General features: G+C 71.3%; 21 protein-coding genes and 1 pseudogene. 8 read left to right on the top strand and 14 right to left on the bottom strand.

Annotated elements, in window-relative coordinates; translation table 11 throughout:
* Positions 1–145 precede the first annotated feature (145 nt).
* Both ACIQ7M_RS14455 and ACIQ7M_RS14450 read left to right on the top strand, forming a co-directional pair.
* Positions 146–919, top strand: a complete 774-nt coding sequence (locus tag ACIQ7M_RS14455; RefSeq protein ID WP_355765710.1) for an SDR family oxidoreductase — start codon at positions 146–148, stop codon at positions 917–919.
* 132 nt (positions 920–1,051) lie between these two features.
* Positions 1,052–1,345 (top strand): annotated as a pseudogene (locus ACIQ7M_RS14450) (ester cyclase); the annotation flags it as partial.
* A gap of 125 nt (positions 1,346–1,470) precedes the next feature.
* On the opposite strand, the gene groL reads toward ACIQ7M_RS14450, so the two are convergent.
* The 4 genes from groL to ACIQ7M_RS14430 all read right to left on the bottom strand — a co-directional run bounded on the left by groL (position 1,471) and on the right by ACIQ7M_RS14430 (position 5,620).
* Complete coding sequence (groL, locus tag ACIQ7M_RS14445; RefSeq protein WP_355765712.1) at positions 1,471–3,096, bottom strand: chaperonin GroEL; 1,626 nt, start codon at positions 3,094–3,096, stop codon at positions 1,471–1,473.
* Between the two features lie 151 nt (positions 3,097–3,247).
* Positions 3,248–3,556 (bottom strand): co-chaperone GroES, encoded by a 309-nt coding sequence (groES, locus tag ACIQ7M_RS14440; protein ID WP_266761820.1) that lies wholly within the window; start codon positions 3,554–3,556, stop codon positions 3,248–3,250.
* A gap of 313 nt (positions 3,557–3,869) precedes the next feature.
* Positions 3,870–4,622: a polysaccharide deacetylase family protein gene (locus ACIQ7M_RS14435; protein ID WP_403644517.1), complete on the bottom strand. Its 753-nt coding sequence runs from the start codon at positions 4,620–4,622 to the stop codon at positions 3,870–3,872.
* 20 nt (positions 4,623–4,642) lie between these two features.
* Positions 4,643–5,620: a polysaccharide deacetylase family protein gene (locus ACIQ7M_RS14430; RefSeq protein WP_403643645.1), complete on the bottom strand. Its 978-nt coding sequence runs from the start codon at positions 5,618–5,620 to the stop codon at positions 4,643–4,645.
* 91 nt (positions 5,621–5,711) lie between these two features.
* Between ACIQ7M_RS14430 and ACIQ7M_RS14425 the strand changes: the two genes are divergently transcribed.
* Positions 5,712–6,905, top strand: a complete 1,194-nt coding sequence (locus tag ACIQ7M_RS14425) for a methyltransferase domain-containing protein (protein WP_403643642.1) — start codon at positions 5,712–5,714, stop codon at positions 6,903–6,905.
* Here ACIQ7M_RS14425 and ACIQ7M_RS14420 read toward each other — a convergent pair.
* The 6 genes from ACIQ7M_RS14420 to ACIQ7M_RS14395 all read right to left on the bottom strand — a co-directional run bounded on the left by ACIQ7M_RS14420 (position 6,883) and on the right by ACIQ7M_RS14395 (position 14,898).
* Positions 6,883–8,904, bottom strand: coding sequence for a cell wall-binding repeat-containing protein (locus ACIQ7M_RS14420; RefSeq protein ID WP_403643639.1), 2,022 nt, complete (start codon positions 8,902–8,904; stop codon positions 6,883–6,885). The two genes, ACIQ7M_RS14425 and ACIQ7M_RS14420, sit on opposite strands and share 23 nt — an antisense overlap.
* Positions 8,905–9,056: 152 nt before the next feature.
* Entirely contained in the window at positions 9,057–10,340 is a 1,284-nt protein-coding gene (locus ACIQ7M_RS14415; protein ID WP_403643636.1) for an RNA polymerase sigma factor, read from the bottom strand.
* A gap of 44 nt (positions 10,341–10,384) precedes the next feature.
* A complete protein-coding gene (locus ACIQ7M_RS14410) occupies positions 10,385–10,741 on the bottom strand; it encodes a YciI family protein (RefSeq protein ID WP_037626905.1) in 357 nt (118 codons plus the stop codon).
* 197 nt (positions 10,742–10,938) lie between these two features.
* A complete protein-coding gene (locus ACIQ7M_RS14405) occupies positions 10,939–12,018 on the bottom strand; it encodes an LCP family protein (RefSeq protein ID WP_403643633.1) in 1,080 nt (359 codons plus the stop codon).
* Between the two features lie 83 nt (positions 12,019–12,101).
* Positions 12,102–13,481 carry an endo-1,4-beta-xylanase gene (locus ACIQ7M_RS14400; protein WP_403643629.1) on the bottom strand — a complete coding sequence of 460 codons (1,380 nt, stop codon included), beginning with the start codon at positions 13,479–13,481 and terminating at the stop codon, positions 12,102–12,104.
* Positions 13,482–13,869: 388 nt separating this feature from the next.
* A complete protein-coding gene (locus ACIQ7M_RS14395) occupies positions 13,870–14,898 on the bottom strand; it encodes a LacI family DNA-binding transcriptional regulator (RefSeq protein ID WP_355765732.1) in 1,029 nt (342 codons plus the stop codon).
* 138 nt (positions 14,899–15,036) lie between these two features.
* Between ACIQ7M_RS14395 and ACIQ7M_RS14390 the strand changes: the two genes are divergently transcribed.
* Genes ACIQ7M_RS14390 through ACIQ7M_RS14375 form a run of 4 tightly spaced genes read left to right on the top strand, consistent with a single transcriptional unit; the run spans position 15,037 to position 20,522 of the window.
* Positions 15,037–16,344: an ABC transporter substrate-binding protein gene (locus ACIQ7M_RS14390; protein ID WP_403643625.1), complete on the top strand. Its 1,308-nt coding sequence runs from the start codon at positions 15,037–15,039 to the stop codon at positions 16,342–16,344.
* Entirely contained in the window at positions 16,341–17,261 is a 921-nt protein-coding gene (locus ACIQ7M_RS14385; RefSeq protein WP_403643622.1) for a carbohydrate ABC transporter permease, read from the top strand. Before ACIQ7M_RS14390 ends, ACIQ7M_RS14385 begins: the two co-directional genes overlap by 4 nt.
* Before the next feature lie 4 nt (positions 17,262–17,265).
* On the top strand, positions 17,266–18,165 hold the full coding sequence (locus ACIQ7M_RS14380; protein WP_355765737.1) for a carbohydrate ABC transporter permease: 900 nt from the start codon (positions 17,266–17,268) through the stop codon (positions 18,163–18,165).
* 50 nt (positions 18,166–18,215) lie between these two features.
* Positions 18,216–20,522 carry a glycoside hydrolase family 3 N-terminal domain-containing protein gene (locus tag ACIQ7M_RS14375; protein WP_403643619.1) on the top strand — a complete coding sequence of 769 codons (2,307 nt, stop codon included), beginning with the start codon at positions 18,216–18,218 and terminating at the stop codon, positions 20,520–20,522.
* Positions 20,523–20,587: 65 nt separating this feature from the next.
* Here the strand turns inward: ACIQ7M_RS14375 and ACIQ7M_RS14370 are convergent, their stop codons facing one another.
* Genes ACIQ7M_RS14370 through tsaB form a run of 4 tightly spaced genes read right to left on the bottom strand, consistent with a single transcriptional unit; the run spans position 20,588 to position 23,076 of the window.
* The gene (locus ACIQ7M_RS14370; RefSeq protein ID WP_403643616.1) at positions 20,588–20,839 is read right to left on the bottom strand and encodes a hypothetical protein; all 252 of its coding nucleotides are present in this window, start codon (positions 20,837–20,839) and stop codon (positions 20,588–20,590) included.
* Positions 20,836–21,939, bottom strand: coding sequence for a tRNA (adenosine(37)-N6)-threonylcarbamoyltransferase complex transferase subunit TsaD (gene tsaD, locus ACIQ7M_RS14365; RefSeq protein WP_403643613.1), 1,104 nt, complete (start codon positions 21,937–21,939; stop codon positions 20,836–20,838). The genes ACIQ7M_RS14370 and tsaD overlap by 4 nt, the downstream gene beginning before the upstream one ends.
* Positions 21,932–22,405: a ribosomal protein S18-alanine N-acetyltransferase gene (rimI, locus tag ACIQ7M_RS14360; RefSeq protein ID WP_355765768.1), complete on the bottom strand. Its 474-nt coding sequence runs from the start codon at positions 22,403–22,405 to the stop codon at positions 21,932–21,934. The genes tsaD and rimI overlap by 8 nt, the downstream gene beginning before the upstream one ends.
* Before the next feature lie 17 nt (positions 22,406–22,422).
* Positions 22,423–23,076 (bottom strand): tRNA (adenosine(37)-N6)-threonylcarbamoyltransferase complex dimerization subunit type 1 TsaB, encoded by a 654-nt coding sequence (gene tsaB, locus ACIQ7M_RS14355; RefSeq protein WP_403643610.1) that lies wholly within the window; start codon positions 23,074–23,076, stop codon positions 22,423–22,425.
* 110 nt (positions 23,077–23,186) lie between these two features.
* On the opposite strand from tsaB, the gene ACIQ7M_RS14350 reads away from it, so the two are divergent.
* The gene (locus ACIQ7M_RS14350; RefSeq protein WP_355765751.1) at positions 23,187–23,744 is read left to right on the top strand and encodes a hypothetical protein; all 558 of its coding nucleotides are present in this window, start codon (positions 23,187–23,189) and stop codon (positions 23,742–23,744) included.
* Positions 23,745–23,915 lie beyond the last annotated feature (171 nt).

Here is a 23,915-nt window from a genome sequence, read left to right as displayed (position 1 = left end):
GGCCCCGGCCCGGAAGCAGACCGGCGCCGCCCCGGAAGCCGGCCGGCCCCGGCTCCGGAAGCCTGGCGTGAAGGACCCGTGGAGCGGGTCGGGAGGCCGATGCCGTGGGGCGGCGGGGGCCACGGCCGGTCGGTAACGTTGCGCCATGACAACGGCTCTGATTACGGGATCGACCGCGGGAATCGGTGCCGCCTTCGCGCGGCGGCTCGCGGCGGACGGGCACAACCTCGTGCTGGTGGCGCGGGACACGAAGCGGCTGCGCGAGCAGGCGACCGAGCTGCACGACCTGCACGGCATCGAGGCGGAGGTGCTCACCGCGGACCTGGCGACGGACGCGGGCATCGAGGAGGTCGCCGCCCGGCTGTCCGACCGCAGGAACCCGGTCGACCTGCTGGTCAACAACGCCGGCTTCGGCAACAAGGGCCGCTATCTGGACGTGTCGATGGCGGACGAGCTGAAGATGCTCAAGGTGCACTGCGAGGCGGTGCTCCGGCTGACGTCGGCGGCGACCGAGGCGATGCGGGAGCGCGGCCGGGGTGGGGTCGTCAACGTGGCGTCGGTGGCCGCGTTCGTGCCGCGCGGTACGTACGGGGCGTCGAAGGCGTGGGTCGTGCAGTTCACGCAGGGCGCGGCGAAGGATCTCGCGGGCAGCGGGGTGCGCCTGATGGCGCTGGCGCCGGGCTTCGTGCGCACCGAGTTCCACGAGCGAGCGGGGATGGGCACGGACAACATCCCGAACTGGATGTGGCTGGACGCCGACAAGCTGGTCGCGGTGGCGCTCGCCGATCTGGCCCGCGGCAGAACCCTGTCGGTCCCGGATCCGCGGTACAAGGTACTGATGGGCGTGGTGAAGGTGACGCCGCGCGCGCTGCTGGGCGGGATCTCGTCGAGGACGGGGCGCAAGTACGGGCCTCAGTGAACCGGAGTACGGCCCTCGGTGAGCCGGGGACAGCCGGGCCGGGGTTCGCGATGATCGCGCGGTGGGTGGTGCCGCCCCTCCGGTGGGAGGATTGATGGTGTTTCGACCGGAGCGAGAGCCGGAGGCGGCGCCATGACTTTCGTACAGCTCATTGACGGCAGAACCAGTCGGTTCGACGAGATGAACCAGCTGATGGACACCTGGGTCGAGAAGACCAACGGCAAGCGGACAGCAACGCGCGGAGTCGTCGGCAAGGACCGCTCGGACGCGAACCACTTCGTGGAGATCGTGGAGTTCCCGTCGTACGAGGAAGCGATGAAGAACTCGAAGATGCCGGAGACGGAACAGATCTTCCAGGAGATGGTGGCGCTCTGCGACGGGATGCCGACCTTCACGGACCTGGACGTGGTGCGCGACGACAAGCTCTGACAGCGGCGAACCCCGTGGAGCGGGAACCCGTGGAACGCGGGAGGTCCCCGTTCCGCCCGGAACGGGGACCTCTTCACGACGTCACACCCCGGGGGACGTGACCGCGCTCATGACGTCGGACGTCAGTGGGAGTGCCCGTGGCCGCCGTGACCGGCGTCGCCCTCGTCCTCGGCCGGCTTCTCGACGACCAGGGTCTCGGTCGTGAGGAGCAGCGAGGCGATGGAGGCGGCGTTCTCCAGGGCGGAGCGGGTGACCTTCACCGGGTCGATGACGCCGGCCTTGACCAGGTCGCCGTACTCGCCGGTGGCGGCGTTGAAGCCCTGGCCCTTGTCGAGCTCGGCGACCTTCGAGGTGATGACGTAACCCTCGAGGCCGGAGTTCTCGGCGATCCAGCGCAGCGGCTCGACGGCGGCGCGGCGCACGACCGCGACACCCGTGGCCTCGTCGCCGGTCTTGCCGAGGTTGCCCTCGAGGACCTTGACGGCGTGGACGAGCGCGGAGCCACCACCGGAGACGATGCCCTCCTCGACCGCGGCGCGGGTCGCGGAGATGGCGTCCTCCAGACGGTGCTTCTTCTCCTTCAGCTCCACCTCGGTGGCGGCGCCGACCTTGATCACGCACACGCCGCCGGCCAGCTTCGCGAGGCGCTCCTGGAGCTTCTCGCGGTCCCAGTCGGAGTCGGTGTTCTCGATCTCGGCCTTGATCTGGTTGACGCGGCCGACGACCTCGTCGCTGCTGCCGGCACCGTCGACGATCGTGGTGTCGTCCTTGGTGACGGTCACGCGGCGGGCGCTGCCGAGCACGTCCAGGCCGACCTGGTCGAGCTTGAGGCCGACCTCTTCGGCGATGACCTGACCACCGGTGAGGGTGGCGATGTCGCCGAGCATGGCCTTGCGGCGGTCACCGAAGCCGGGGGCTTTCACGGCGACGGCGTTGAACGTGCCGCGGATCTTGTTCACGACCAGGGTCGACAGGGCCTCGCCCTCGACGTCCTCGGCGATGATCAGCAGCGGCTTGGAGGCGTTCGACTGGATGACCTTCTCCAGCAGCGGCAGCAGGTCCTGGATGGAGCTGATCTTGCCCTGGTGGATGAGGATGTACGGGTCGTCGAGGACGGCCTCCATACGCTCCTGGTCGGACACCATGTAGGGGGACAGGTAGCCCTTGTCGAAGGCCATGCCCTCGGTGAAGTCGAGCTCCAGACCGAAGGTGTTGGACTCCTCGACGGTGATGACACCGTCCTTGCCGACCTTGTCCATCGCCTCGGCGATGAGCTCGCCGACCTGGCTGTCCTGGGCGGAGAGCCCGGCCACGGCGGCGATGTCGGACTTGTCGTCGATCGGGCGGGCCGTCGCGAGGAGCTCCTCGGAGACGGCCTTGACCGCGGCGTCGATGCCCTTCTTCAGGAGGGCGGGCGACGCGCCGGCGGCGACGTTGCGCAGGCCCTCGCGCACGAGCGCCTGGGCGAGCACGGTGGCGGTGGTCGTACCGTCACCCGCGATGTCGTTGGTCTTGGTCGCCACCTCCTTCACGAGCTGCGCGCCGAGGTTCTCGAACGGGTCCTCGACCTCGACCTCGCGGGCGATGGTCACACCGTCGTTGGTGATGGTGGGAGCGCCGAACTTCTTGTCGATGACGACGTTGCGGCCCTTGGGGCCGATCGTCACCTTCACCGTGTCGGCAAGCTTGTTGACGCCGCGCTCAAGGGCGCGACGGGCGTCTTCGTCGAACTTCAGGATCTTCGCCATGGAAGCGGTTCAGCCCTCTCGGAAAATGTGGAGAACGAACCGCGCCCCCGGCGCCCGGCTGGAATGCTCGCGGGTGCCAGGGGCGCAGTTCACTGCAATGCTTGGTGCGGGGTTGCCCGGGGACTAGCCCCGAACTCCCTTACCAGGTGAATTACTTCTCGATGATCGCGAGCACGTCGCGAGCCGAGAGGACGAGGTACTCCTCGCCGTTGTACTTCACCTCGGTGCCGCCGTACTTGCTGTAGAGAACGATGTCGCCGACGGCGACGTCGAGCTCGACACGCTTGCCGTCCTCGATGCGGCCCGGGCCCACGGCCAGGACGACGCCCTCCTGGGGCTTCTCCTTGGCGGTGTCCGGGATGACCAGGCCGGAGGCCGTGGTCTGCTCGGCGTCGAGCGGCTGGACCACAATGCGGTCCTCGAGCGGCTTGATGGCAACCTTGGAGCTGGTGGTCGTCACGATCCGACCTCCCCCTTCGGAGATCTCACGGGGTTAACTGTCTGAGGTGGCGACCAGGTCGATCCGTCGTCGCGGGTGCCGGATCTGCCCGTCGCTGTTGGCACTCTCCAGGGGGGAGTGCCAGCACTGAGACTATGACTGTGATTAGCACTCGGTCAAGCGGAGTGCCAAAGGCGTCCGGCGTGGCGTGGGCCAGAAGGTGCAGGACCGCACCGAACGGACGCACTCCGGAGGCGGCTCTCCGGCGCGAGCCCGTGAAGCCGGTCCGCCACCCGGCGCTCCCGAAAGCCGAGAGCCGCTGCCGCCGGTGCCCCTAGAGGTAGTTCTCCAGCCGCGCCACGGTGAAGCCCTCGCGCTGGATCCTGCGGAGCAACCGGAGCGTGGCGTCCGTGAGACCGGGTTCGCCGGGGCCCGAGAGGATGTCGCCCGGCCGGAGCCGGTGCGCGTCGGCCGTCCTGCCGAGGACGATCGCGGCGACCCCGCAGTCGGCGGCGGCGCGCAGGGTGGTGTCGTCGTACCTCCCGTACGGGGGCCGCAGCAGCCGGGGCCGGACGCCGAAGCGCCGCGCGAGCTTCTCCTGCTGCCCGCAGATCTCGGCGCGCTGGCCGGCGTAGGGCAGACCGCGCAGGGTGGCGTGGTCGACGGTGTGGTTCTGGAGGCTCGCGCCCACCGAGCGGAGCCGGGCGAGACGCCCGTACCCGGGGCCGGCGACCCGGTCCGTGAGGAACATGCTGACCGGCAGGCGCAGTTCGCGGACCATGTCGGCGAACCGCGGGTCGCGCTCGGCCCCGTCGTCGTACGTCAGGAAGACCACCTTGTCGCGGGTGCGCACCTGGGTCACGACGGGCGGCAGTCCCGTGTCCGCGGCGCGCGCGGTGGTCCTGACGGTCACGTCCGGCGCCGGCGCGAGCGGGCTGGCCAGGCCCCAGCGGCGGTAGGCCGACTCCGTCGGGCGTACCCGCTGGGCGGCCTTCTTGCCGAGCCGTTCGATGGGGTCGACGGACTGCGCGCAGCCGCTGAGCAGTGCCGCCACGAGCAGCCCGACGACCGGGCCCCGGACCCTCACCGGCATCCGTACCCGCAGCCTCACAGGTAGTCCTCCAGGCGTGCGACCGCGTACCCCTTGGCGGTGACCGTCTTCAGGAAGCGGCGGAGCATGTCGGGCATGGTGCCCTTCCACTCCTCGCGGCCCTGGAAGTGGGTGAGGACGATGTCGCCGGGGTGCAGGTCCTGGTCCTCCTCGCGGTACTCCCAGTGGTCGGCGAAGACCTCCTCGTTCCAGAGGGGCGCGTACTCGATGCCGCAGGACCTGGCGGCGCGCAGGGTGTCCTGGTCGTAGTTGCCGTACGGCGGGCGGAAGACGGTCGGGCGCCTGCCGAACTCCTTCTCCATCACGTCCTGCATGCCGCAGATCTCACGCTTCTGCCGGGCGTAGGAGAGTGCGGGGAGGTAGGGGTGATGCAGCGTGTGGTTGTTGAGCGTGATGCCACGGTCGCGCATCTTCCGGAAGTAGCCGTAGTCGTCCTTGACGAGGAAGTCGCTGAGGAAGGCGGTGTACGGGATCTTCAGGTCGCTCGTCATCCGCAGGAACGCGGGGTCCTTCTCGGCGCCGTCGTCGACGGTGAGGAAGACGACCTTGTCCTTGGTGGGGACGGTGGTGAAGACCGGCGGCAGCCCCAGTTCCTCCTGGTCGTCCACCTCGAACCCCTCGCGGGCCTCGATGACCGGCTTCCTGGCGGGCGGTGCCGGGGGCGTCAGGGGCACCGCCGCCACGCCCCAGCGCCTGGCGACGGCGGCGCGCCGGGCCTGTGCCGCCCGGAGCCGGGAGGCGTATGCGGCGAGGGCGGCCGCGGGGCCGTCCGGCAGCGCGACCCGTGGCGCGTGGGCCGGTTCGGCGACTCCGCCTCCCCTTGCGCCTCCACCCGCACCTCCGGCTCCGGAGGCCGGGGCTGCGCCGGTCCCGGCGCAGCCGGACGCGAGGAGGGCGAGGGCGAGCACGCCGACTCCCCAGCGCGCACCAGCCCCGTTTGCGCCGGTTTTTTCATTTTGTCGTACGGGTCGCATGGAGCCGGATCCTCCCAGCTCACCGCCCCCGCGAGGGCCCCGACACCGCCGCGGGAAGCACACCGTCCACCGACTGGCCCACAATGGCCGGGTGAACGACGTCTCCTTCGCCCCTCTCCTCACCGCCGAGGGCCGCGCCCTGCTCGACGAGGTCCGCGCCACGGAACCGGCACAGGAACTGGCCGTCGCCACCCGGCTGCGCCGCGAGCACCCCGCCGAACTGGTCTCGGCGGCCCTCGGCCAGGCACGGCTGCGGCAGCGGGCGGCGGCGAAGTTCGGGGCCGAGGACGCCGGACGGATGTTCTTCACCCCGAACGGGGTCGAGCAGTCCACCCGGACGAGCGTGGCCGTGCACCGCGCCGAGCGGCTGCGCGCGCTGGGGGTCCGTTCCGTCGCCGACCTGTGCTGCGGCATCGGCGGTGATGCCATCGCGCTGGCCCGCGCCGGAATCCGTGTGCTGGCCGTCGACCGCGATCCGCTGACGGCCGCCGCCGCCCGCGCGAACGCCGACGCGCTCGGACTCGCGGACCTGATCGAGGTGCGCGAGAGCGACGTCACCGAGGTGGACACCGCGGCGTACGACGCCGTCTTCGTGGACCCGGCGCGCCGGGGCGGCCGGGGCCGGATCTTCGACCCCGAGGCCTACTCGCCGCCGCTGTCCTGGGCGGTCGGAGCGGCCCTGCGCGCACGCGTCGCCGCACTGAAGATCGCCCCCGGCATCCCGCACGAGGCGGTCCCCGCCGAGGCGGAGGCCGAGTGGATCTCGGACGGCGGGGACGTGAAGGAGGCGGTGCTCTGGTTCGGCACCGAGCCCGGCCTGGTGCGGGCCACCCTGCTGCCGGGCCCGCGCGAACTGCGCGGCCGCGGCCTGCCGGATCCGGCGGTCAGGGCGGTCGGGCGCTATCTGTACGAGCCGGACGGCGCCGCCATCCGCGCGCATCTGGTCGCCGAGGTGGCCGAGGAACTGGACGGCGGGCTGATCGACGAGACGATCGCCTACGTCACGGCGGACGCCCTGCGCCCGACCCCGTACGCCTCAGCGTACGAGATCACCGATCAACTCCCCTTCAATGTGAAGAAGTTGAAGGCGCTGCTACGGGAGCGGGAGGTCGGTGTGCTGACCGTCAAGAAGCGCGGGTCGGCCGTCGAGCCGGAGGAACTGCGCCGCAAGGTGAAGCCGCGGGGCCCGCACTCGGCGACGGTGTTCCTGACCCGGGTGGCGGGCGCCCCGACCATGCTGGTGGGGGCGCCCGCCAAGCCGCCTACTGCTGGTGGCGGGTGCTGAGCGGACCGAGGTCCGGCGCGGTGACGGGCCGCGGTGCCGCGCCCGTCCGCACCGCCGAGGCGCCCGCGGACGGCCCGGCGACGGAGGACGAACTCGCCATCGGCGCGACGCCGTTGTAGTAGGGCGCGTACGTCCACTGGCTGCCGCTCGCGCTGATCGCCGTGCCGGCGGAGCTCAGCGCGGCCGTCGACACCGAGCCGGTGCCGCCGAAGGCGCCGATGCCGTTGATGTTCGCGGCGCCCTTGAGCAGGTAGGCCTTGGTGTCGGCGGTGAGGGTGGTGACGTCCGTCCACAGCAGCGGGCCGAAGACGTTCATCGCCGCCGCGGCCGAGGTGCCCCCGCGCCAGCTGTCGGTGGAGGCCAGGGCCACACTGCCCGGCGCGCTCCACCAGAACCGCGCGAGGGCGGCCGCGGTGCCGGCGTTGGTGCTCGCCGTGACCGGGTAGTACGTGAAGGTCGACGGCCAGTGCGAGAACGGCGTGTGCGTGAGCGCGTACTTCGCCGAGGCGCCGACCGGGATCATGGAGGTGTCGCGGGGGTCGAGGCTGTTGAGGTACGACTTCACGGACGAGGTCAGCGTGTTGCCGTCGTTGAGGACGACGACCGCCTTGCCGCTCGTCCCCTCCGCGCCCGCGGCCGACGCGGCGGCGAGGGCCGAGTGGTAGTCGGTACCGGTCGCGATGAAGACGTACTCCGGCGCGCTGGTGATCGACTTCGCGACGGCCACCGAGGTGGAGTAGCGGGAGGTGCCCGCCAGCCGCTTCGGGACGAAGCCGAGCGCGGTGACCTTCGTCGAGACGGCGCTGCTCAGGATCGACGTGCCGCCGACGAGGTAGACGCTCGCACCCGGCTTGAGGGTCCGCTTGAGCTCTTTCTGCACGGACGTCGAGATCGAGGTGCGCGGGGTCAGCAGGACCGGCCCGTGCTTCTTGCCCGCGAGGGCGGGGGCGGTCAGCGCGTACGACTGGCTGTCCTGGGAGACCAGCACGGCGGACGAGGCGTTCATCAGCCCCGGCTCGCTCGTGCCGACCGTGTTCCAGGTCCAGCGGGACGCGGCGATGTTGCTGCCGTTGACGTCGGCGCCCCAGACCCGGGCGACGGTGTTCTTGCGCAGCGGCTGCCAGGCGGGAGAACGGCCTCCCCAAGGGAAGGGCCGACCCTCCGTCACCGTGTCCGCCGTGATCGTCATGACGACATTGCTCTCCTGGCGGCCACCACTGGTGGGCCGGTCGAAGTGCACGACGAGCCGGTCGCTCGCGGGCGCCCAGGAGGGGCTGTCGTAGTCACCGGCGTCATCGGTCAGGCGGCGCTCGCCGGTGCCGTCGGTGTTGATCGAGAAGAGCTGGCGGTGACCGCCGACGGTGCGGATGAAGGCGACCTTCGTGCCGTCGGGCGAGATGGCGGGCGAGCCGCCCCCGGCGATCTTGGTCTCCGTCTTGGTGGAGGCGTTGTAGACCATGACCGACGGCGTGGTCGTGGTGCAGCCGCTCCCGTTGCGCTGGAAGGCCAGCAGCGTTCCGGTCGCGTCGCCGCTCGGCACGAGGTCGCAGCCGCCGGTGGCCAGCAGCCGGACCGGGGTGCCGCCGCCGGCCGGGACCGAGTAGAGCTTCTTGGCCGCGGAGAAGACGATTCTGCGGCCGTAGGTCCAGTACGTGGGGTGGGAGGCCGAGCTGCCCGACGCCGACGAGTAGACCGTCGTCACACTGAGGCCGGTGAGGCCGACGGTCCCCAGCCCTCCGGCCGACTCGAAGACCACGCGGCTGCCGTCGGGCGACCACGCGGGCGTCTGGTCGTCGGAGCCGTTCGAGACACGCTTCTCGCCGTTGCCGTCGACGTCCACCGACATGATGCCGTCGTTGGAGACCGCGATCCTGCCGTCCGCCGCCGGCCACCCGGTGACATCGGCCGACGCCCCCGGTGCCAGGGCGATGGCCGTGCCCGCGGCCAGGGCCGTCGCCGCGGTGAGCGCCACGAGTCTGTGGCGCGCGAAGATTTTCAAGGGTGTACCCCCCACAGGTAGGTGCGATGGGCCGCCGGACCACCTCGCAGGGGCCTACGGGATGAACGCAGAGCGTCATTCCCGTGTACGGCGGCGGCGCCACTGTAAGCCCTCTCGGATCACCTTGGGAACGGAGTCACCGGACGGGAACTTCACGAAATCCGCAGGTCACGCGCCCGTGCCTCCAGCAGTTCCCGCTCCCGTCCGTTCCGCGCCAGCGAAGCCGCCCGCTCGAACTCCGCGCGCGCCTCGCGCGGACGTCCGAGCCGGGCGAGCAGGTCCCCCCGCACGCTCGGCAGCAAGTGGTAGTCGCGCAGGGCGGGTTCTCCGGTGAGGGCGTCGACGATGGCGAGCGCGGGCTCCGGGCCCTCGGCCATCGAGACGGCCACGGCACGGTTCAGCTCGATCACGGGGGACGGGGAGCGGGCCGCCAGCAGGCCGTACAGGGTGGCGATCCGGGACCAGTCCGTGTCCTCGTAGGCGTAGGCCTGCGCGTGGCAGGCGGCGATGGCGGCCTGGAGCGCGTACGGCCCGGGGCTGCCGGTGGCGACGGCGTTCGCGCGGCCCAGAGCGGTGAAGCCCCGGCGGATCAGCATGCGGTTCCAGCGTCGGCGCCGCTGGTCCCTGAGCAAAACGGGTTCGCCGCCGGGCCCGGTACGCGCGGCCGCCCGGGACTCCTGGAGTTCCAGCAGGGCCGCGAGGCCGTGCACCTCGCTCTCCTTGGGCATCAGCTCGGCGAGCACCCGGGCCAGCCGCAGCGCGTCCTCGCACAGCGCGGGGCGGAGCAGGTCGTCGCCCGCCGTGGCCGCGTACCCCTCGTTGAAGACGAGGTAGATGACCTCCAGCACGGACCCGAGCCGGGCTTCGCGCTCGGGCCCGTACGGGACCTCGAAGGCCACCCCCTTGGTCGCCAGCGTCCGCTTGGCCCGCACGATCCGCTGGGCGACCGTCGCCTCCGGGACGAGGAAGGCGCGTGCGATCTCGGACGTCGTCAGCCCGCCGAGGAGCCGCAGGGTGAGCGCGATGCGGGCCTCGGCGGACAGGACGGGATGGCAGGCGGTGAAGACCAGGCGCAGCAGGTCGTCGTCGATGTCGTCCGGGTCGGAGGGTTCGTCGAGGTGGTGCGGCGCGGACAGCGAGAGGTCCCGCCCGACCTCCTCCAGCTTGCGCGCGTAGCGCTCCCGGCGGCGTACGAGGTCGATCGCCCGGTGCTTGGCGGTGGCCGTCAGCCAGGCACCCGGGTTGTCCGGCACCCCGTCGCGCGGCCACTGCTCCAGCGCGGCGACCAGGGCGTCCTGCGCGAGTTCCTCGGCGATGCCGAGGTCACGGACGATCCGGGCCACGCCCGCGATGATGCGGGGCGACTCGATACGGAAGATGGTCTCGACGGCGGTGTCGACACCGCCGGCGGGTGCCGGTGCGGGCTGCTGTTCCACAACCCACCATGAGACACCCACGGCGGCGTCCGGCCAAGGAGCACTCAGCCCTCGGCGATCTCCCGCACCTCGCAGGTGACCGTCCAGTGCTCCTCGTGCACCTTCAGGAACCGCTTGGTCCACTCCAGCGCCTCGGCCATGTCCTTGCACTGCATGATCGCGTAACCGCCGACGACCTCCTTGGACTCGGTGAAGGGCCCGTCGGTGACGGACAGCTCGCCGCCCGAGTAGTGGACGCGCTTGCCCTGCGCGCTGGGCGTCAGGCCCTCGGTCTGGAGCATGACGCCGGCCTTGGTGATCTCCTCGATGAGCTCGCCCATCCGCTGCATCAGTTCGGGGCTCGGGCCTTCGGCGGGCGCGGTGCGCTCGTCGATCTGGACCAGGGAGAGGTAGCGGGGCATGGTGACTCCTCGTATCGGTGGTACGCGGAGGCGGGGCTTCTCCCTGCCTCTCACCTGTGCGTCGAACGGGGGGAACCCGAATCGACACACGCCCCGAGAATTCTCCGGAAGTATTTTCCGGGGCCCCGCTCATCCACGTTTCCGCAGGTCGTACGGCGGCTCCTCACCTCGCGGCCGACCCCCTCGCGCCGGGCCGCTCAGCGCAGCGACGTCCACAGCTCCTCGGCGGCCGGTTCCCGGGCCACCACCCGGTTGGGGTCGGACGGAGCCGTGGCGACCGGCATCATCACCGTCCGCACGTCGTCCGAGGACAGGCCCTTCAGGCTCCGGCCCAGGTTCATCAGCTCCTTGAGGGAGTCGAGGCCGGTGTCCGTGGTCAGGCTGGAGGTGACCGCGTCGGCGACCTGGTAGAGCTTGGCGGGGTCGGTGAGCAGGTCGGTGCCGGCCATCTGCTCCAGCAGGGCCTTGACCAGCTTCTGCTGGAGGCCTATCCGGCCGAGGTCGCTGCCGTCGCCTATGCCGTGCCGGGTGCGGGCCAGGGCGAGGGCCTGCTCGCCGCTCAAGTGATGGGTGCCGGCGTCGAGGTGCAGATGGCTCTTGTCGTCGTCGATGTCCTGCTCGGTGGTGACGGTGACCCCGCCGAGGGCGTTCACCAGTTTCGCGAAGCCCGCGAAGTCGATCTCGATGTAGTGGTCCATCCGGACGTTCGTGATCGACTCGACCGTCTTCACGGCGCACACCGGACCGCCCACGGAGTAGGCGCTGTTGAACATCGCGTCGTACGCCACCGCCGTCGAGCCCCCGGACGGCAGCGGACAGGACGGACGGGTGACGAGCGTGTCCCGGGGGATGCTCACGACCGTGGCCGTGGTGCGGCCCGCGTCGATGTGCAGGACCATCGCCGTGTCGGAGCGCGCGCCGGAGCTGTTCCCCCCGCCGAGCTTCGCGTTCGCCTTGCCGCTGCGCGAGTCCGAGCCGAGGACCAGGATGTTGAGGGCCCCGGTCGGCAGCGGCGTCGGGGACGCCGAGGCGGAGGCGGAGGCCGTGGCCGAGGGCGTCACCACCGCCCTGGCCGGGCGGTCGTCACCGAGCGCGCTGTTGATGTCGACGCCGGCGATGTTCCGGTTCAGATGCCAGTACGCCCAGCCCGCGGTGCCGGCGCCCACCACCAGCAGTCCGGCCAGGGTGAGGCCGACGGCCTTCAGTACCCGCGACCGCCGGCCCCGCCGTCTGATCTCGTCGCCGCTCTCGTCGCCGCTCTCGTCATGTCCGGTCACGGACAGGAACGTAAGTCCGAATTATTAGGGGACTGTTAGGGAAAGAGGCGCGGAACGGTTTTCTTCGGAGAATCTCATCGTTCTCAGCCCAGTGTCACCGTGGGCACGGGGTTGCTGCCGCTCCAGGACGCGTTGAACCCGAGGGTCACCGAACCGCCGTCCGGGACGGTCCCGTTGTAGGAGGCGTTGGCGCAGCTCACGGCCGCGCCGCTCTGGGTGCACGTGGCGTTCCAGGCCTGGGTGATCCGCTGGCCCGCGCCGTACGTCCAGTTCACCTTCCACGAGGAGAGCACGGCCCCGGAGCACGCGATGCGCACCTGCCCGGTGAACCCGGTGTTCCACTGGGTCTGGACGCTGTACGTCGCCGTGCACGCGCCCGTCGGCGGCGTCGTGGTCCCTCCGCCGAACGAGGCCGCGATGGCGTCGTACGCCGGTTTGGGCGTGTAGTTCTCGTCGTACGGGGTCGCCGCGCCGTAGCCCGAGAAGACGTCCGGGATCCAGGAGTCGGAGTCGGTGAAGCCCCAGACGGTCACTCCGTAGCAACGGGTCACCGCGACACAGGCGTCGAACACCGCCTTGTAGTCGGCGGCCTGCTGCGCCAGCTTCGTGCTGTCGGAGGGGAGTTGCATCCGGATGTCCAGCTCCGTGACCGCGACATCGACACCGAGGTCGGCGAAGCGCTGGATGTTCTGCTGAAGGGTGCCGGGGACCTGGCCGAGGATGAGATGGGCCTGGAGGCCGACGCCGTCGATCGGGACACCGCGCGCCTTCAGGGACTTGACCAGGTTGTACAGGGCGGTGCTCTTGGCGTTGACACCCTCGACGTTGTAGTCGTTGATGTAGAGCTTGGCGCTCGGGTCGGCGGCGTGCGCCCAGGTCAGCGCCTGGGCGATGTAGTCGGCGCCGAGGCCGTTGTACCAGAGGGTCGAGCGGTAGGTGCCGTCCTCGTTGAAGGGCTCGTTGACCACGTCCCAGGCGGCCAGCTTGCCCTTGTAGCGGGTGACTTCGGTGGTGATGTGGTCCTGGAGCAGACCGCTCAGCTCGGCCGTCGTCCAGGTGCCGTTCGTCAGCCAGCTCGGGTTCTGGCTGTGCCAGACCAGGGTGTGACCGCGCACCTGCTGGTTGTGGGCCTGCGCGAACGCGACGATCTGGTCGGCCTCGGCCCAGTTGAAGCTGCCCCGGGTGGGCTCGACGGTCCCCCACTTCATCGCGTTGCCCGGGGTCAGCGAGTTGAACTGGCCCCCCGCGATGTCGCCGTACGTCCCGGTCAGCTTGGAGCCGGTGACGGCGGTGCCGATGACCTTGCCCTTGGCGGCGGCGAGGTCGCGCAGCGGGGGGCCGGCGGCGTGCGCCGTCGTGCCGGCCGCGAGCAGGGCGGCCACCGTCAGGGCCCCGGTGAACAGGGCGGCGACGCGGCGGCGTAAGAGACGGGTTTTGGTGACACGGGTTCGGGAGGTTCTCATGGCGGGTGCCTCCGAAAGTTTCGGCCGTACAACCGATTGACTTCGCAGGAGTGTGGAGGCCGATGCCCCACCCGTCAATACGGTCCCCCGGCCCCGCAGGACCGACCTGCCGCCAGGGTGACCCCACCCCCTGCTTTTTCGCCCCCTCGCCGGAGGGGCTGAAACCTGCACCCCCAGCCGGGATCCGGCGCGAAGGCCCGAGACTCAGCCACGAACCACCCGCACCCGACGACGCACGGAAGGGGCCGGGCCGGTACATCGATGCCCGTCGCCACCGACGCCCACCCCTCACCCAACGGCGACGGGCTGATGCACCGGCACGGCCCCGACCCACCCACCGGATGCACCCGGCACCCGGCACCCGGCACCCAGCACCCAGCACCCAGCCTCACGCCGGAGGCGCCCCCGTGCTGCTGCGGACCACCAGACTCGTGGCCAGTTCCATCCGCGTCCCGGCCGAGGGCCGCTCCTGGCGGCTCAGATCGAGCACCAGCTTCGCCGCCGCCTCGGCCATCTCCGTCAGCGGCTGCCGTACGGTCGTCAGCGGCGGCCCCACCCAGCGCGCCACCGGCAGATCGTCGAAGCCGACGACGCTCAGGTCCTCGGGAATGCGCAGCCCCAGTTCGCGGGCCGCCTCGTAGAGACCGAGCGCCTGGAGGTCGTTGCCGGCGAAGACCGCGGTCGGCCGGTCGGGGCGGCGCAGCAGTTCGAGGCCGATCCGGTGGCCGGCCTCGTGGTGGAAGTCCCCGGCGACGATCAGCGAGGGGTCGACGGGCAGCCCGGCCGTCTCCAGCGCCGCGCGGTAGCCGTCGACCCGCGCCCGGCTGCACATCATCCGGGACGGGCCGCTGATGGCGCCGATCCGGGTGTGGCCGAGTTCGACGAGGTGGCGGGTGGCGGCGAGGCCGCCCTGCCAGTTGGTGGCGCCGATGGAGGGCACGTCGACGCCCGGGTCGCCCGCCGGGTCCATCACCACGAACGGGATGGACCTGCTGTTCAGCAGGGCGCGCTGGGAGTCGTCGAGGCCCGACAGGACGAGCACCACGCCGTGCGGGCGGCGGGCGGCGACCTGGTCGGCCCAGGTCCGGCCGGGGGTGAGCCGCCCGGCGGACTCGGAGAGCACCACGCTGAGACCGGCGTCCCGGGCGACGTTCTCCACGCCCCGGATGACCTCCATCGCCCAGGCGCTCTCCAGTTCGTGGAAGACCAGGTCGATCAGCGGCGAGCGGGAGGCCTCGGCCCGGCGGCGGCGGTAGCCGTAGGCGTGCAGCAGCTCCTCGACGCGGGAGCGGGTCGCGGGAGCGACGTCGGCGCGACCGTTGAGGACTTTCGAAACAGTCGGAGCCGACACCCCGGCCTCCCGGGCGATCTCGGCCAGCGTCGCCGTCTGTGCTTCTGCGGACTTCCCAGGCTTCATGGCGGCGATCGTATATCTGCGCGACCCCTTGACGGGCCCATCGGATCGTCTTACCTTCCCGGAACATTCGAAAAATAACTCGAAACATTCGCGACGGATCATCGGCGATCCCTCGCGCTTACCGAGAGGTGCCGTCCTATGGAGTCCTACAGCAGACGTTGGTTCCTCGGTGCGGGCACGGCCGCCCTGGCCTCTGTCGGCGGGCTCACCGCCTGCGGCTCCGACGGCGGCTCGGGCGCCGACGGGACGCTCACCGCGTTCGTCTACGGTGACGACGCGGCGAAGATCCAGGTCAAGTCCGTCAACCGGTTCAACGCGTCGGCCGCGGCGAAGAAGGCCGAGGGCAGCATCAAGCTGCAGAAGGTGCCCGCGACCGACTACCCGGCCAAGCTGCGCACGGCGATGGGCTCGCCCAACGCTCCCGACGTGTTCTTCAACTGGGGCGGCGGCTCGATCAAGGCCTACCGTGAGGCCGGCCAACTGGTCGACCTGACCGACGTCATCGCCTCCGACGCGGTGCTCAAGAGCGGCTTCCTGCCGTCGGTGCTGGCGGCGGGCGGACTGGACGGCAAGAACTACGGCGTGCCGATGCGTGGCATGCAGCCCGTGATCCTCTTCTACAACAAGACGGTCTTCGAGGAGAACAAGCTCCAGCCGCCCACCACCTGGGACCAGTTGCTGGACATCAACGCCAAGCTGAAGAAGGCGAACATCACCCCGTTCGCCCTGGGCGGAGCGGACATCTGGCCCGAGCTGATGTGGCTGGAGTACCTCGTCGACCGGATCGGCGGGCCGCAGGTCTTCGAGAAGATCAAGAACGGTGACGCCTCCGCCTGGGGCGACCCGGCCGTCCTCAAGGCCGCCCAGACGGTCAAGCAGCTGATCGACGACGGCGCCTTCGGCAAGGGCTACAGCTCGGTCGGTTACGGCAACGGCGGAGCGCCCGCGGTCTTCGCCAAGGGCAAGGCGGCGATGCACCTGATGGGTTCGTGGGAGTACTCCACGCAGCTCGGCAAGTTCCCCGACTTCGCCAAGAAGAACCTGGGCTGGTGCGCCTTCCCGCAGATCGAGGGCGGCGCCGGCGACATCCGCAACGTGGTCGGCAACCCGACCAACTACTGGTCGGTGAACGCCCACACGTCCAACAAGGACGCGGCGATCGCCTTCCTGCGGGACTCCGCCTCCCTGGCCTACACGAAGGAACTCATCGCCAACGGCGACGTCCCGGCCACCTCGAACGCGGCGACCCTCCTGGACGCCTCGCCGAACCCGGAGTTCGCCAAGTTCCAGTACGAGATGGTGCAGAAGGCCCCGGCGTTCACGCTGAGCTGGGACCAGGCGGTCGACCCGAACGTGGCGACCCCGATGCTCACCGAGGTCAACAAGCTGTTCGTGGGCAAGTCCTCGCCGACGCAGTTCGTGTCGGCGCTCAAGGAGCTGAAGTGAGCGTCACGCAGGTCAAGGGCGGCCCGCGGAACGACGCGGGCCGCCCCCGCCCCCGCGCCGGCAGACGTAACAGGGCCGGCCGCCCGAGCGCGGCACTGGCCGTTCCCGGCGTCCTGTTCTTCGCGTTCTTCGCCCTCGCCCCGATGGTCCTGGCCTTCTACCTGTCGTTCACCCGGTGGAACGGCCTGGGCGACCCGCAGTTGGTCGGTCTGGCCAACTGGCGCAAGTTGCTGAGCGACGACCGGCTGACCCAGTCGCTGACGGTCACCGTCTCTTTGACCGTGGTGAGCTGGGCGTTCCAGACGGTGATCTCGCTCCTGCTGGGAGTGTGGGCGGCGGGTCGGCAGCGCAACCGCGCGGTGCTCTCGGCGATCTTCTTCGTGCCGTTCCTGCTGTCGTCGACGGCGATCGCCCTGCTGTTCTACGCGCTCCTCGACCCGAACTTCGGCATCATCCACCGGGACACCCTCGGCACGACCAGCGGCGCGTTCCTCGCGATCGTGTTCGTCGGCGGCTGGCAGTTCATCCCCTTCCACACCCTGATCTACCAGGGCGGGGCACGACAGATCCCCGAAGTCCTGTACCAGGCGGCCGCGATCGACGGCGCCGGCCGCTACCGCCAGTTCTTCTCGATCACCCTGCCGCAGCTCCGCAACACCGCGACGACGTCGAGCGTGCTGATGATCGTCGGTTCGCTGACGTACTTCGAGACGGTCCTGATCCTCACCCAGGGCGGTCCGGGCACCGACACGGCGATCCTGCCGTACCTGATGTACGAGGCGGGCTTCAAGAGCTACGACTTCGGCTACGCGAGCGCCGTCGCCTCCTTCCTGGTGCTCGCGGCGACCGCCTTGTCCCTGCTGATGGTGAAGCTGTCCGGCTTCGGCGCGATGCGCAGCACCCGGGAAGGGATGTGACTCCATGTCACACGACACACTGCCCCGTCCCGTGAAGACGGACTCCGCCCCGGCCGCCGAGCGCCCCGCGCCCCGCCGCAGGCACTGGACCCGGCGCGCCAACCCGCTCGCCGGAGTCGGCACGCTGATCTGGCTGGCCGTCGTGATCGTCCCGATCTACGCGATGATCTCGGCCTCGCTCACCCACCAGGACGAGGCGCTGGGCCACAACGCCCTGAAGCCGCCGTCCCATCCGACCCTGGACAACTACAACACCGTCCTGCACAACGGCTTCGGCCACCTGCTGTGGAACACGGTGCTGGCGGCCGCCGGGGTCGTCCTGATCGTCCTCGTGCTGTGCGTCCCGCTGTCCTACGTGGCCGTACGGACCCGCAGTGTCTGGTCGGGGGCCGCGTTCCGGCTGTTCCTGCTGGGCGTGGCGATCCCCGCGCAGGCCGTCGTGGTGCCGCTCTACCTGATGATCGCCAAGCTGAACCTCTACGACAGCCTGCTCGCGATCGTCCTGCCGACCGCCGCGTTCGCCATGCCGGTGTCGGTGCTGATCCTCACCGGCACGCTGCGGGACATCTCGGAGGAGATGTACGAGGCGATGGCGCTGGACGGCGCGTCCACCACCCGGATGCTGTTCCAGCTCGTCATCCCGATGGCCAAGGGCGGCATCAGCACCGTCGTCATCTACTCGGCGCTCCAGGCCTGGAACGGCTTCCTCTTCCCGCTGATCTTCACCCAGTCCGACGGGCCACGGGTACTGACCCTCGGCCTGTTCGACTACGTGAGCGAGTTCGGCGTGAACATTCCCGCGATCCTCGCCTCCGTCGTCCTCTCCGGTGTCCCGATCTTCATCGTGTACCTGGTGGCCCGCCGCGCGCTGGTCGGCGGCCTCATGGGTGTGGGCGGCAAGTGAACGTGTACGACCAGGGGCGGTCGAACCCCCCTTTCCCCGACAGGAGTTCCATGACCACCGCTCCCTGGCGCGACCCCGCCCTGCCCGCCGCGGCCCGCGTCGACGACCTGCTCTCCCGGATGACCCTGGAGGAGAAGACCGCCCAGCTCTACGGAGTGTGGGTGGGTGCCGACACGGACGGCGGCGGAGTCGCCCCGTTGCAGAGCGAGATGTCCTCCTCGTACGACTGGGACGAGCTGATCACCCGCGGGCTCGGCCAGCTCACCCGCTCCTTCGGCACCGCCCCCGTGGACCCGACGCTGGGCGCGCAGGCCCTCGCCCGCGCCCAGCGCCGGATCGCCGAGGCGGGCCGCTTCGGCATCCCCGCCATCGCCCACGAGGAGTGCCTGGCGGGCTTCACGGCCTGGCAGGCGACGGCGTACCCGGTCCCGCTGTCCTGGGGTGCCACCTTCGACCCCGCGCTGGTGGAGGAGCTGGGCCGGCGCATCGGCGACGACCTGCGCTCGGTCGGCGTCCACCAGGGCCTCGCCCCGGTCCTGGACGTGGTCCGCGACCTGCGCTGGGGGCGGGTGGAGGAGACCATCGGCGAGGACCCGTACCTGGTCGGCACCGTCGCCACCGCCTATGTGCGGGGTCTGGAATCGGCCGGGGTCGTGGCCACGCTCAAGCACTTCGCCGGATACGCGGCCTCGGCCGGCGCCCGGAACCTCGCGCCGGTGCGCACGGGGGTGCGCGAGCTCTCCGACATCACGCTGCCTCCGTTCGAGATGGCGCTGCGCGAGGGCGGCGCCCGTTCCGTGATGGCCGCCTACAACGACATGGACGGTATCCCCGCGTCGGCCGACCCGTCCCTGCTGACCGAGCTGCTGCGCGAGGAGTGGGGCTTCACCGGCACGGTGGTCTCGGACTACTTCGGTGTCGGCTTCCTCCAGTCGCTGCACCGGGTCGCCGGCAGCGAGGCGGAGGCGGCGCACAAGGCACTGGAGGCCGGCATCGATGTCGAGCTGCCCACGCTGAAGTGCTACGGCGAGCCGCTGGTGGCCGCCGTCCGCGCGGGCACCGTCCCCGAGTCGCTGGTCGACCGGGCGGCCCGCCGGGTGCTGCTCCAGAAGTGCGAACTCGGCCTGCTGGACGAGGACTGGCGGCCGGAGACCGGCCGCCGGATCGACCTGGACTCCACGGGCAACCGGGCGCTCGCCCGCGAGCTCGCCGAGGAGTCGGTGGTCCTGCTGGACAACGCGGACGGCGTGCTGCCGCTGGCCCCCGACACCCGGATCGCGGTGGTCGGCCCGCGCGCGGACGACCCGCTGGCGATGCTCGGCTGCTACTCGTTCCCCTCGCACGTGCTCACGCACCACCCCGAGGTGCCCACCGGCGTGGACATCCCGACCGTGCTCGACGCGCTGCGCGCCGAACTTCCGGACGCCAAGGTGACGTTCGCGCAGGGCTGCGGGGTCACGGAGCCGGACCGGTCCGGTTTCGAGGAGGCCGTGGCGCGGGCCGCCGAGGCCGACGTGTGCGTGGCGGTGCTCGGCGACCGGGCCGGGCTGTTCGGCCGGGGCACCTCGGGCGAGGGCTGCGACGTGGCCGACCTCGGCCTGCCGGGCGTACAGGGCGAGTTGCTCGACGCCCTGGTCGCCACGGGGGTCCCGGTGGTCCTGGTTCTGCTCACCGGCCGCCCCTATGCGCTGGGCCGCTGGCAGGACCGACTCGGCGGCGTCGTCCAGGCGTTCTTCCCCGGCGAGGAGGGCGGCCCCGCGCTGGCGGGCGTGCTGTCCGGCCGGGTCGGCCCGTCGGGCCGGCTGCCGGTGAGCGTGCCGCGCGACCCGGGTGGCCAGCCGTGGACGTATCTCCAGCCGCCGCTGGGTCTGAAGGGCGAGGTCAGCAACCTGGACCCGACGCCGCTGTACCCGTTCGGCCACGGCCGCTCGTACACGTCGTTCGCCTGGGAGGCGGCCGAGGTGCCCGAGGCCGAGATCGGCACCGACGGCTCGTACGACGTGTCGGTGACCGTCCGCAACACCGGTGAGCGCGCGGGCGCCGAGGTCGTCCAGCTCTACCTGCACGACCCGGTGGCCTCGGTGACCCGCCCGGACGTGCGGCTGATCGGCTACCAGCGCGTGGAGCTGGCACCGGGCGAGGCCCGCCGGGTGACCTTCGGCTTCCACGCGGACCTCTCGGCGTTCACCGACCGCACCGGCACCCGGATCGTCGAACCCGGCGCCCTGGAGCTGCGGCTCGCGGCCTCCAGCGCGGACGTACGCCACACGGCCCGGCTGAACCTGACGGGTCCGGTACGGCATCCGGGCGCGGACCGGCGCCTGCGCTGCGAGACCGAGGTCGCCCAGGCGTCCTGACCCGGCGTCAGGCCGGTGTGTCCCGTTCCGGCACGGGAGTCACCGGCCTGACGGCCCGCCGCCCGTCAGCCCACCGACTCGAAACGCCACCTGTGCACCGCCCGGGACACCAACTCCTCGCCGGGTTCCGGCAGTTCAGGCAGCTCAGCGTCGTACGGCGCGTCCCACCAGGTGATGACGAGGACCCGGTCCTGCGGGGCCCGGAGGATCTCCTGGCGCACCGGGTTCCCGGGGATCTTGTGCTCCCGCACCCAGGCGAGCAGGTCCTCCCCCCGGCCGGCGACGGCCCGTGCCTCCCACATCAGAGCGACGGTCACGGGTAGAGGTTCTCCTTCGCGACCTCGTGCACGTGATCGTGCGCGTGCGCGTGCCCGCGCCCCGGCACGTGCGGGTCCGTCACCGGCAGTGAGGAGTCCGCCGACAGGTCCCAGTCGGAGGCGGCCCGGTTGCGGGCGACCATCTCGGCGCCCAGCGCGGCGACCATCGCGCCGTTGTCCGTGCACAGCTTGGGGCGCGGCACCCGCAGCCGGATGCCGGCGGCCTCGCAGCGTTCCTGGGCGAGCACCCGCAGCCGCGAGTTCGCGGCCACGCCACCGCCGATCATGAGGTGGTCGACACCCTCGTCCTTGCACGCGCGGACGGCCTTGCGGGTGAGCACGTCCACGACGGCCTCCTGGAAGGACGCGGCCACGTCGCGCACCGGCACCTCCTCTCCCGCCGCCCGCTTCGCCTCGATCCAGCGGGCCACGGCCGTCTTCAGACCGGAGAAGGAGAAGTCGTAGGCCGGATCGCGCGGTCCGGTGAGACCGCGCGGGAACGTGATGGCCTTCGGGTCGCCCTCCTTGGCGTAGCGGTCGATGACCGGGCCGCCCGGGAAGCCGAGGTTCAGCACGCGCGCGATCTTGTCGAAGGCCTCGCCGGCCGCGTCGTCGATGGTCGCGCCCATCGGCCGTACGTCGGAGGTGATGTCGGTGGACAGGAGCAGCGACGAGTGACCGCCGGAGACCAGCAGGGCCATCGTCGGCTCCGGCAGCGCGCCGTGCTCCAACTGGTCCACGCAGATGTGGGAGGCGAGGTGGTTCACGCCGTACAGCGGCTTGCCCAGCGCGTACGCGTACGCCTTCGCGGCGGAGACCCCGACGAGCAGCGCGCCCGCGAGCCCGGGGCCCGCGGTGACCGCGATGCCGTCCAGGTCCTTGGCCGACACCCCCGCGTCCTTCAGCGCCCGCTGGATGGTCGGGACCATCGCCTCCAGGTGGGCCCGGGACGCGACCTCGGGAACGACCCCGCCGAAGCGCGCGTGCTCGTCGACGCTCGACGCGATCGCGTCCGCGAGCAGCGTGTGCCCGCGGACGATGCCGACACCGGTCTCGTCGCAGGAGGTCTCGATGCCGAGGACGAGGGGTTCGTCAGCCATGGGTCTCTGTTCCTTGTACGGAGGTCGATGGGTCGTGCAGCCGCATCACCAGGGCGTCGATGTTCCCCGGCTGGTAGTAGCCGCGCCGGAAGCCGATGGGCTCGAAGCCGAAGCGCTCGTACAGCTTCTGCGCGCGTACGTTGTCCACGCGGCACTCGAGCATCACCTCGGCGCAGTCGAAGTCGCTCGCGGCCCGCAGCAGTTCGGTGAGCAGCCGGCCGCCGAGGCCGGTGCCCCATTGGTCCTGGCGCACCGCGATCGTCTGCACGTCGCCCAGGTCTCCCGAGGCGGCGAGCCCGGCGTAGCCGACGATCGCGTCGCCGTCGCAGGCGATCAGGTAGCGCCGGGTCGCCTCCGCTCCGCGGGCGTGGGCCAGCTCGGACCAGAACATGCCCCGCGACCAGGCGTCGACGGGGAAGAGTTCCTTCTCCAACTCCAGTACGGGATCGATGTCCCACCAGCGCATCTCGCGCAGCACGACGGTCACTTGGGGGTGACCACCTTGTAGTTCTTGGGCACCTGGGCGTCCGGGCGGCGCAGGTACAGCGGTCTGGGCGGCTCCAGCTCCTCGCCGGCGGCCAGCCTCTCGGCGGCCAGGGAGGCGAGGGCCGCGGCCGAGACGTTCTCGGGGGCGCGGGCGTCCGGGAAGGTGTCGGGGTAAAGGAGGGCGCCCGCGCCGACGGCGGGCAGCGCGGTGACCGCCTCGTCGATCTCGGCCGGGCGGTCCACGGCGGGCTCCGACAGCCGCGTACGGCGGTCGGCGTACCGCGCCCAGTAGACCTCCTTGCGCCGGGCGTCCGTGGCGACGACGAAGGGCCCCTCCACCTCGGCGGCGTGGGCGAGCCCGTCGAGGGTGCACACACCGTGCACGGGCACGCCGAGCGCGACGCCGAAGGTGTCGGCGGTCATGAGGCCGACGCGCAGCCCCGTGTAGGGGCCGGGGCCGATGCCCACGACGATGCCGGTGACGGCGTCCAGCTTGAGGCCTGCCTCGGCGAGCACCCGGTCGACGGCCGGCAGCAGCAGCTCTCCGTGCCGGCGCGCGTCCACCTGGCTCGACGAGGCGATGACGGACGTGCCGTCGTGCAGGGCGACGGTCACGGCGGGGGTGGCGGTATCCAGAGCGAGCAAGAGCACGCAAACAGCGTACGGCGCCGGAGCCCGGCGCAAGGCCGCCCGGGACTCCCGTCCCTCGGCTGCTACCGTCAGCGCAAGGACGTACGAAGGTCGAGAGGTGGGCACACAAGGTGGCTAGGAGCAGCTCGGGAATCGTGGCCGGGCTCACCGTGGCGGCGCTCGCGGCAGTCGGCTTCCTCGCCTTCCAGGCACAGGCGAACGTTCCGGACACCCTGGGCGAGCCGAGCGGAAGCGTTTCCCCCACGGTCTCCGCCCCCAAGACGCCCAAGGCGGCCAAGAAGGACCCGGCCGCGCTGCCGGCCCCGTCCGGCACCGGTGTGCGGGTCGTCTACTCCACCGGCGCCGACCGCGTCTGGCTCGTCGGCGCGGGCAACAAGGTGAAGCGCACCTTCGAGGTCACCCCGGGCACGGTCGACCCGGCCGCCGGTACGTACGCCGTCACGTCGCGGACGGGGGCGACCCCCGGGTCCGACGGGACACAGATCGAGCACGTCGTGCGGTTCACGCAGGTCGACAGTGTCGCTGTCGGCTTCAGCGCCGCGGTGAGCGGCTCCACGGAGGCCCCGGACCCCGAGAAGAAGGTCGGCGGCATCCGCGCCTCGCGCGCCGACGGCGACGCGATGTGGGCGTTCGCGACGGTCGGCGCGAAGGTCGTCGTCATCAAGTAGCGCCCGACGCCGGCGCCCGGCCCCCGCGGGTGTCAGGGCCACCGCGTCCGGCTGCCGTCGGCTCGCGGAGCGCCGCATCGGGCTCGTACGACCGTCGCAGGCCTCCGGAGGACCGCGTCCGGCTCGCACGGCCCCCGCGCCGGAGCACCGTGTCCGGATCGCGCGGCCCGC

The sequence above is a fragment of the Streptomyces sp. NPDC096324 genome, from assembly GCF_044763015.1.
In the GTDB taxonomy this organism is placed as follows: Bacteria; Actinomycetota; Actinomycetes; order Streptomycetales; family Streptomycetaceae; genus Streptomyces.
The sequence above is the reverse complement of the archived record's forward strand: the minus strand, read 5'-3'. Positions and strand labels throughout refer to the sequence as shown.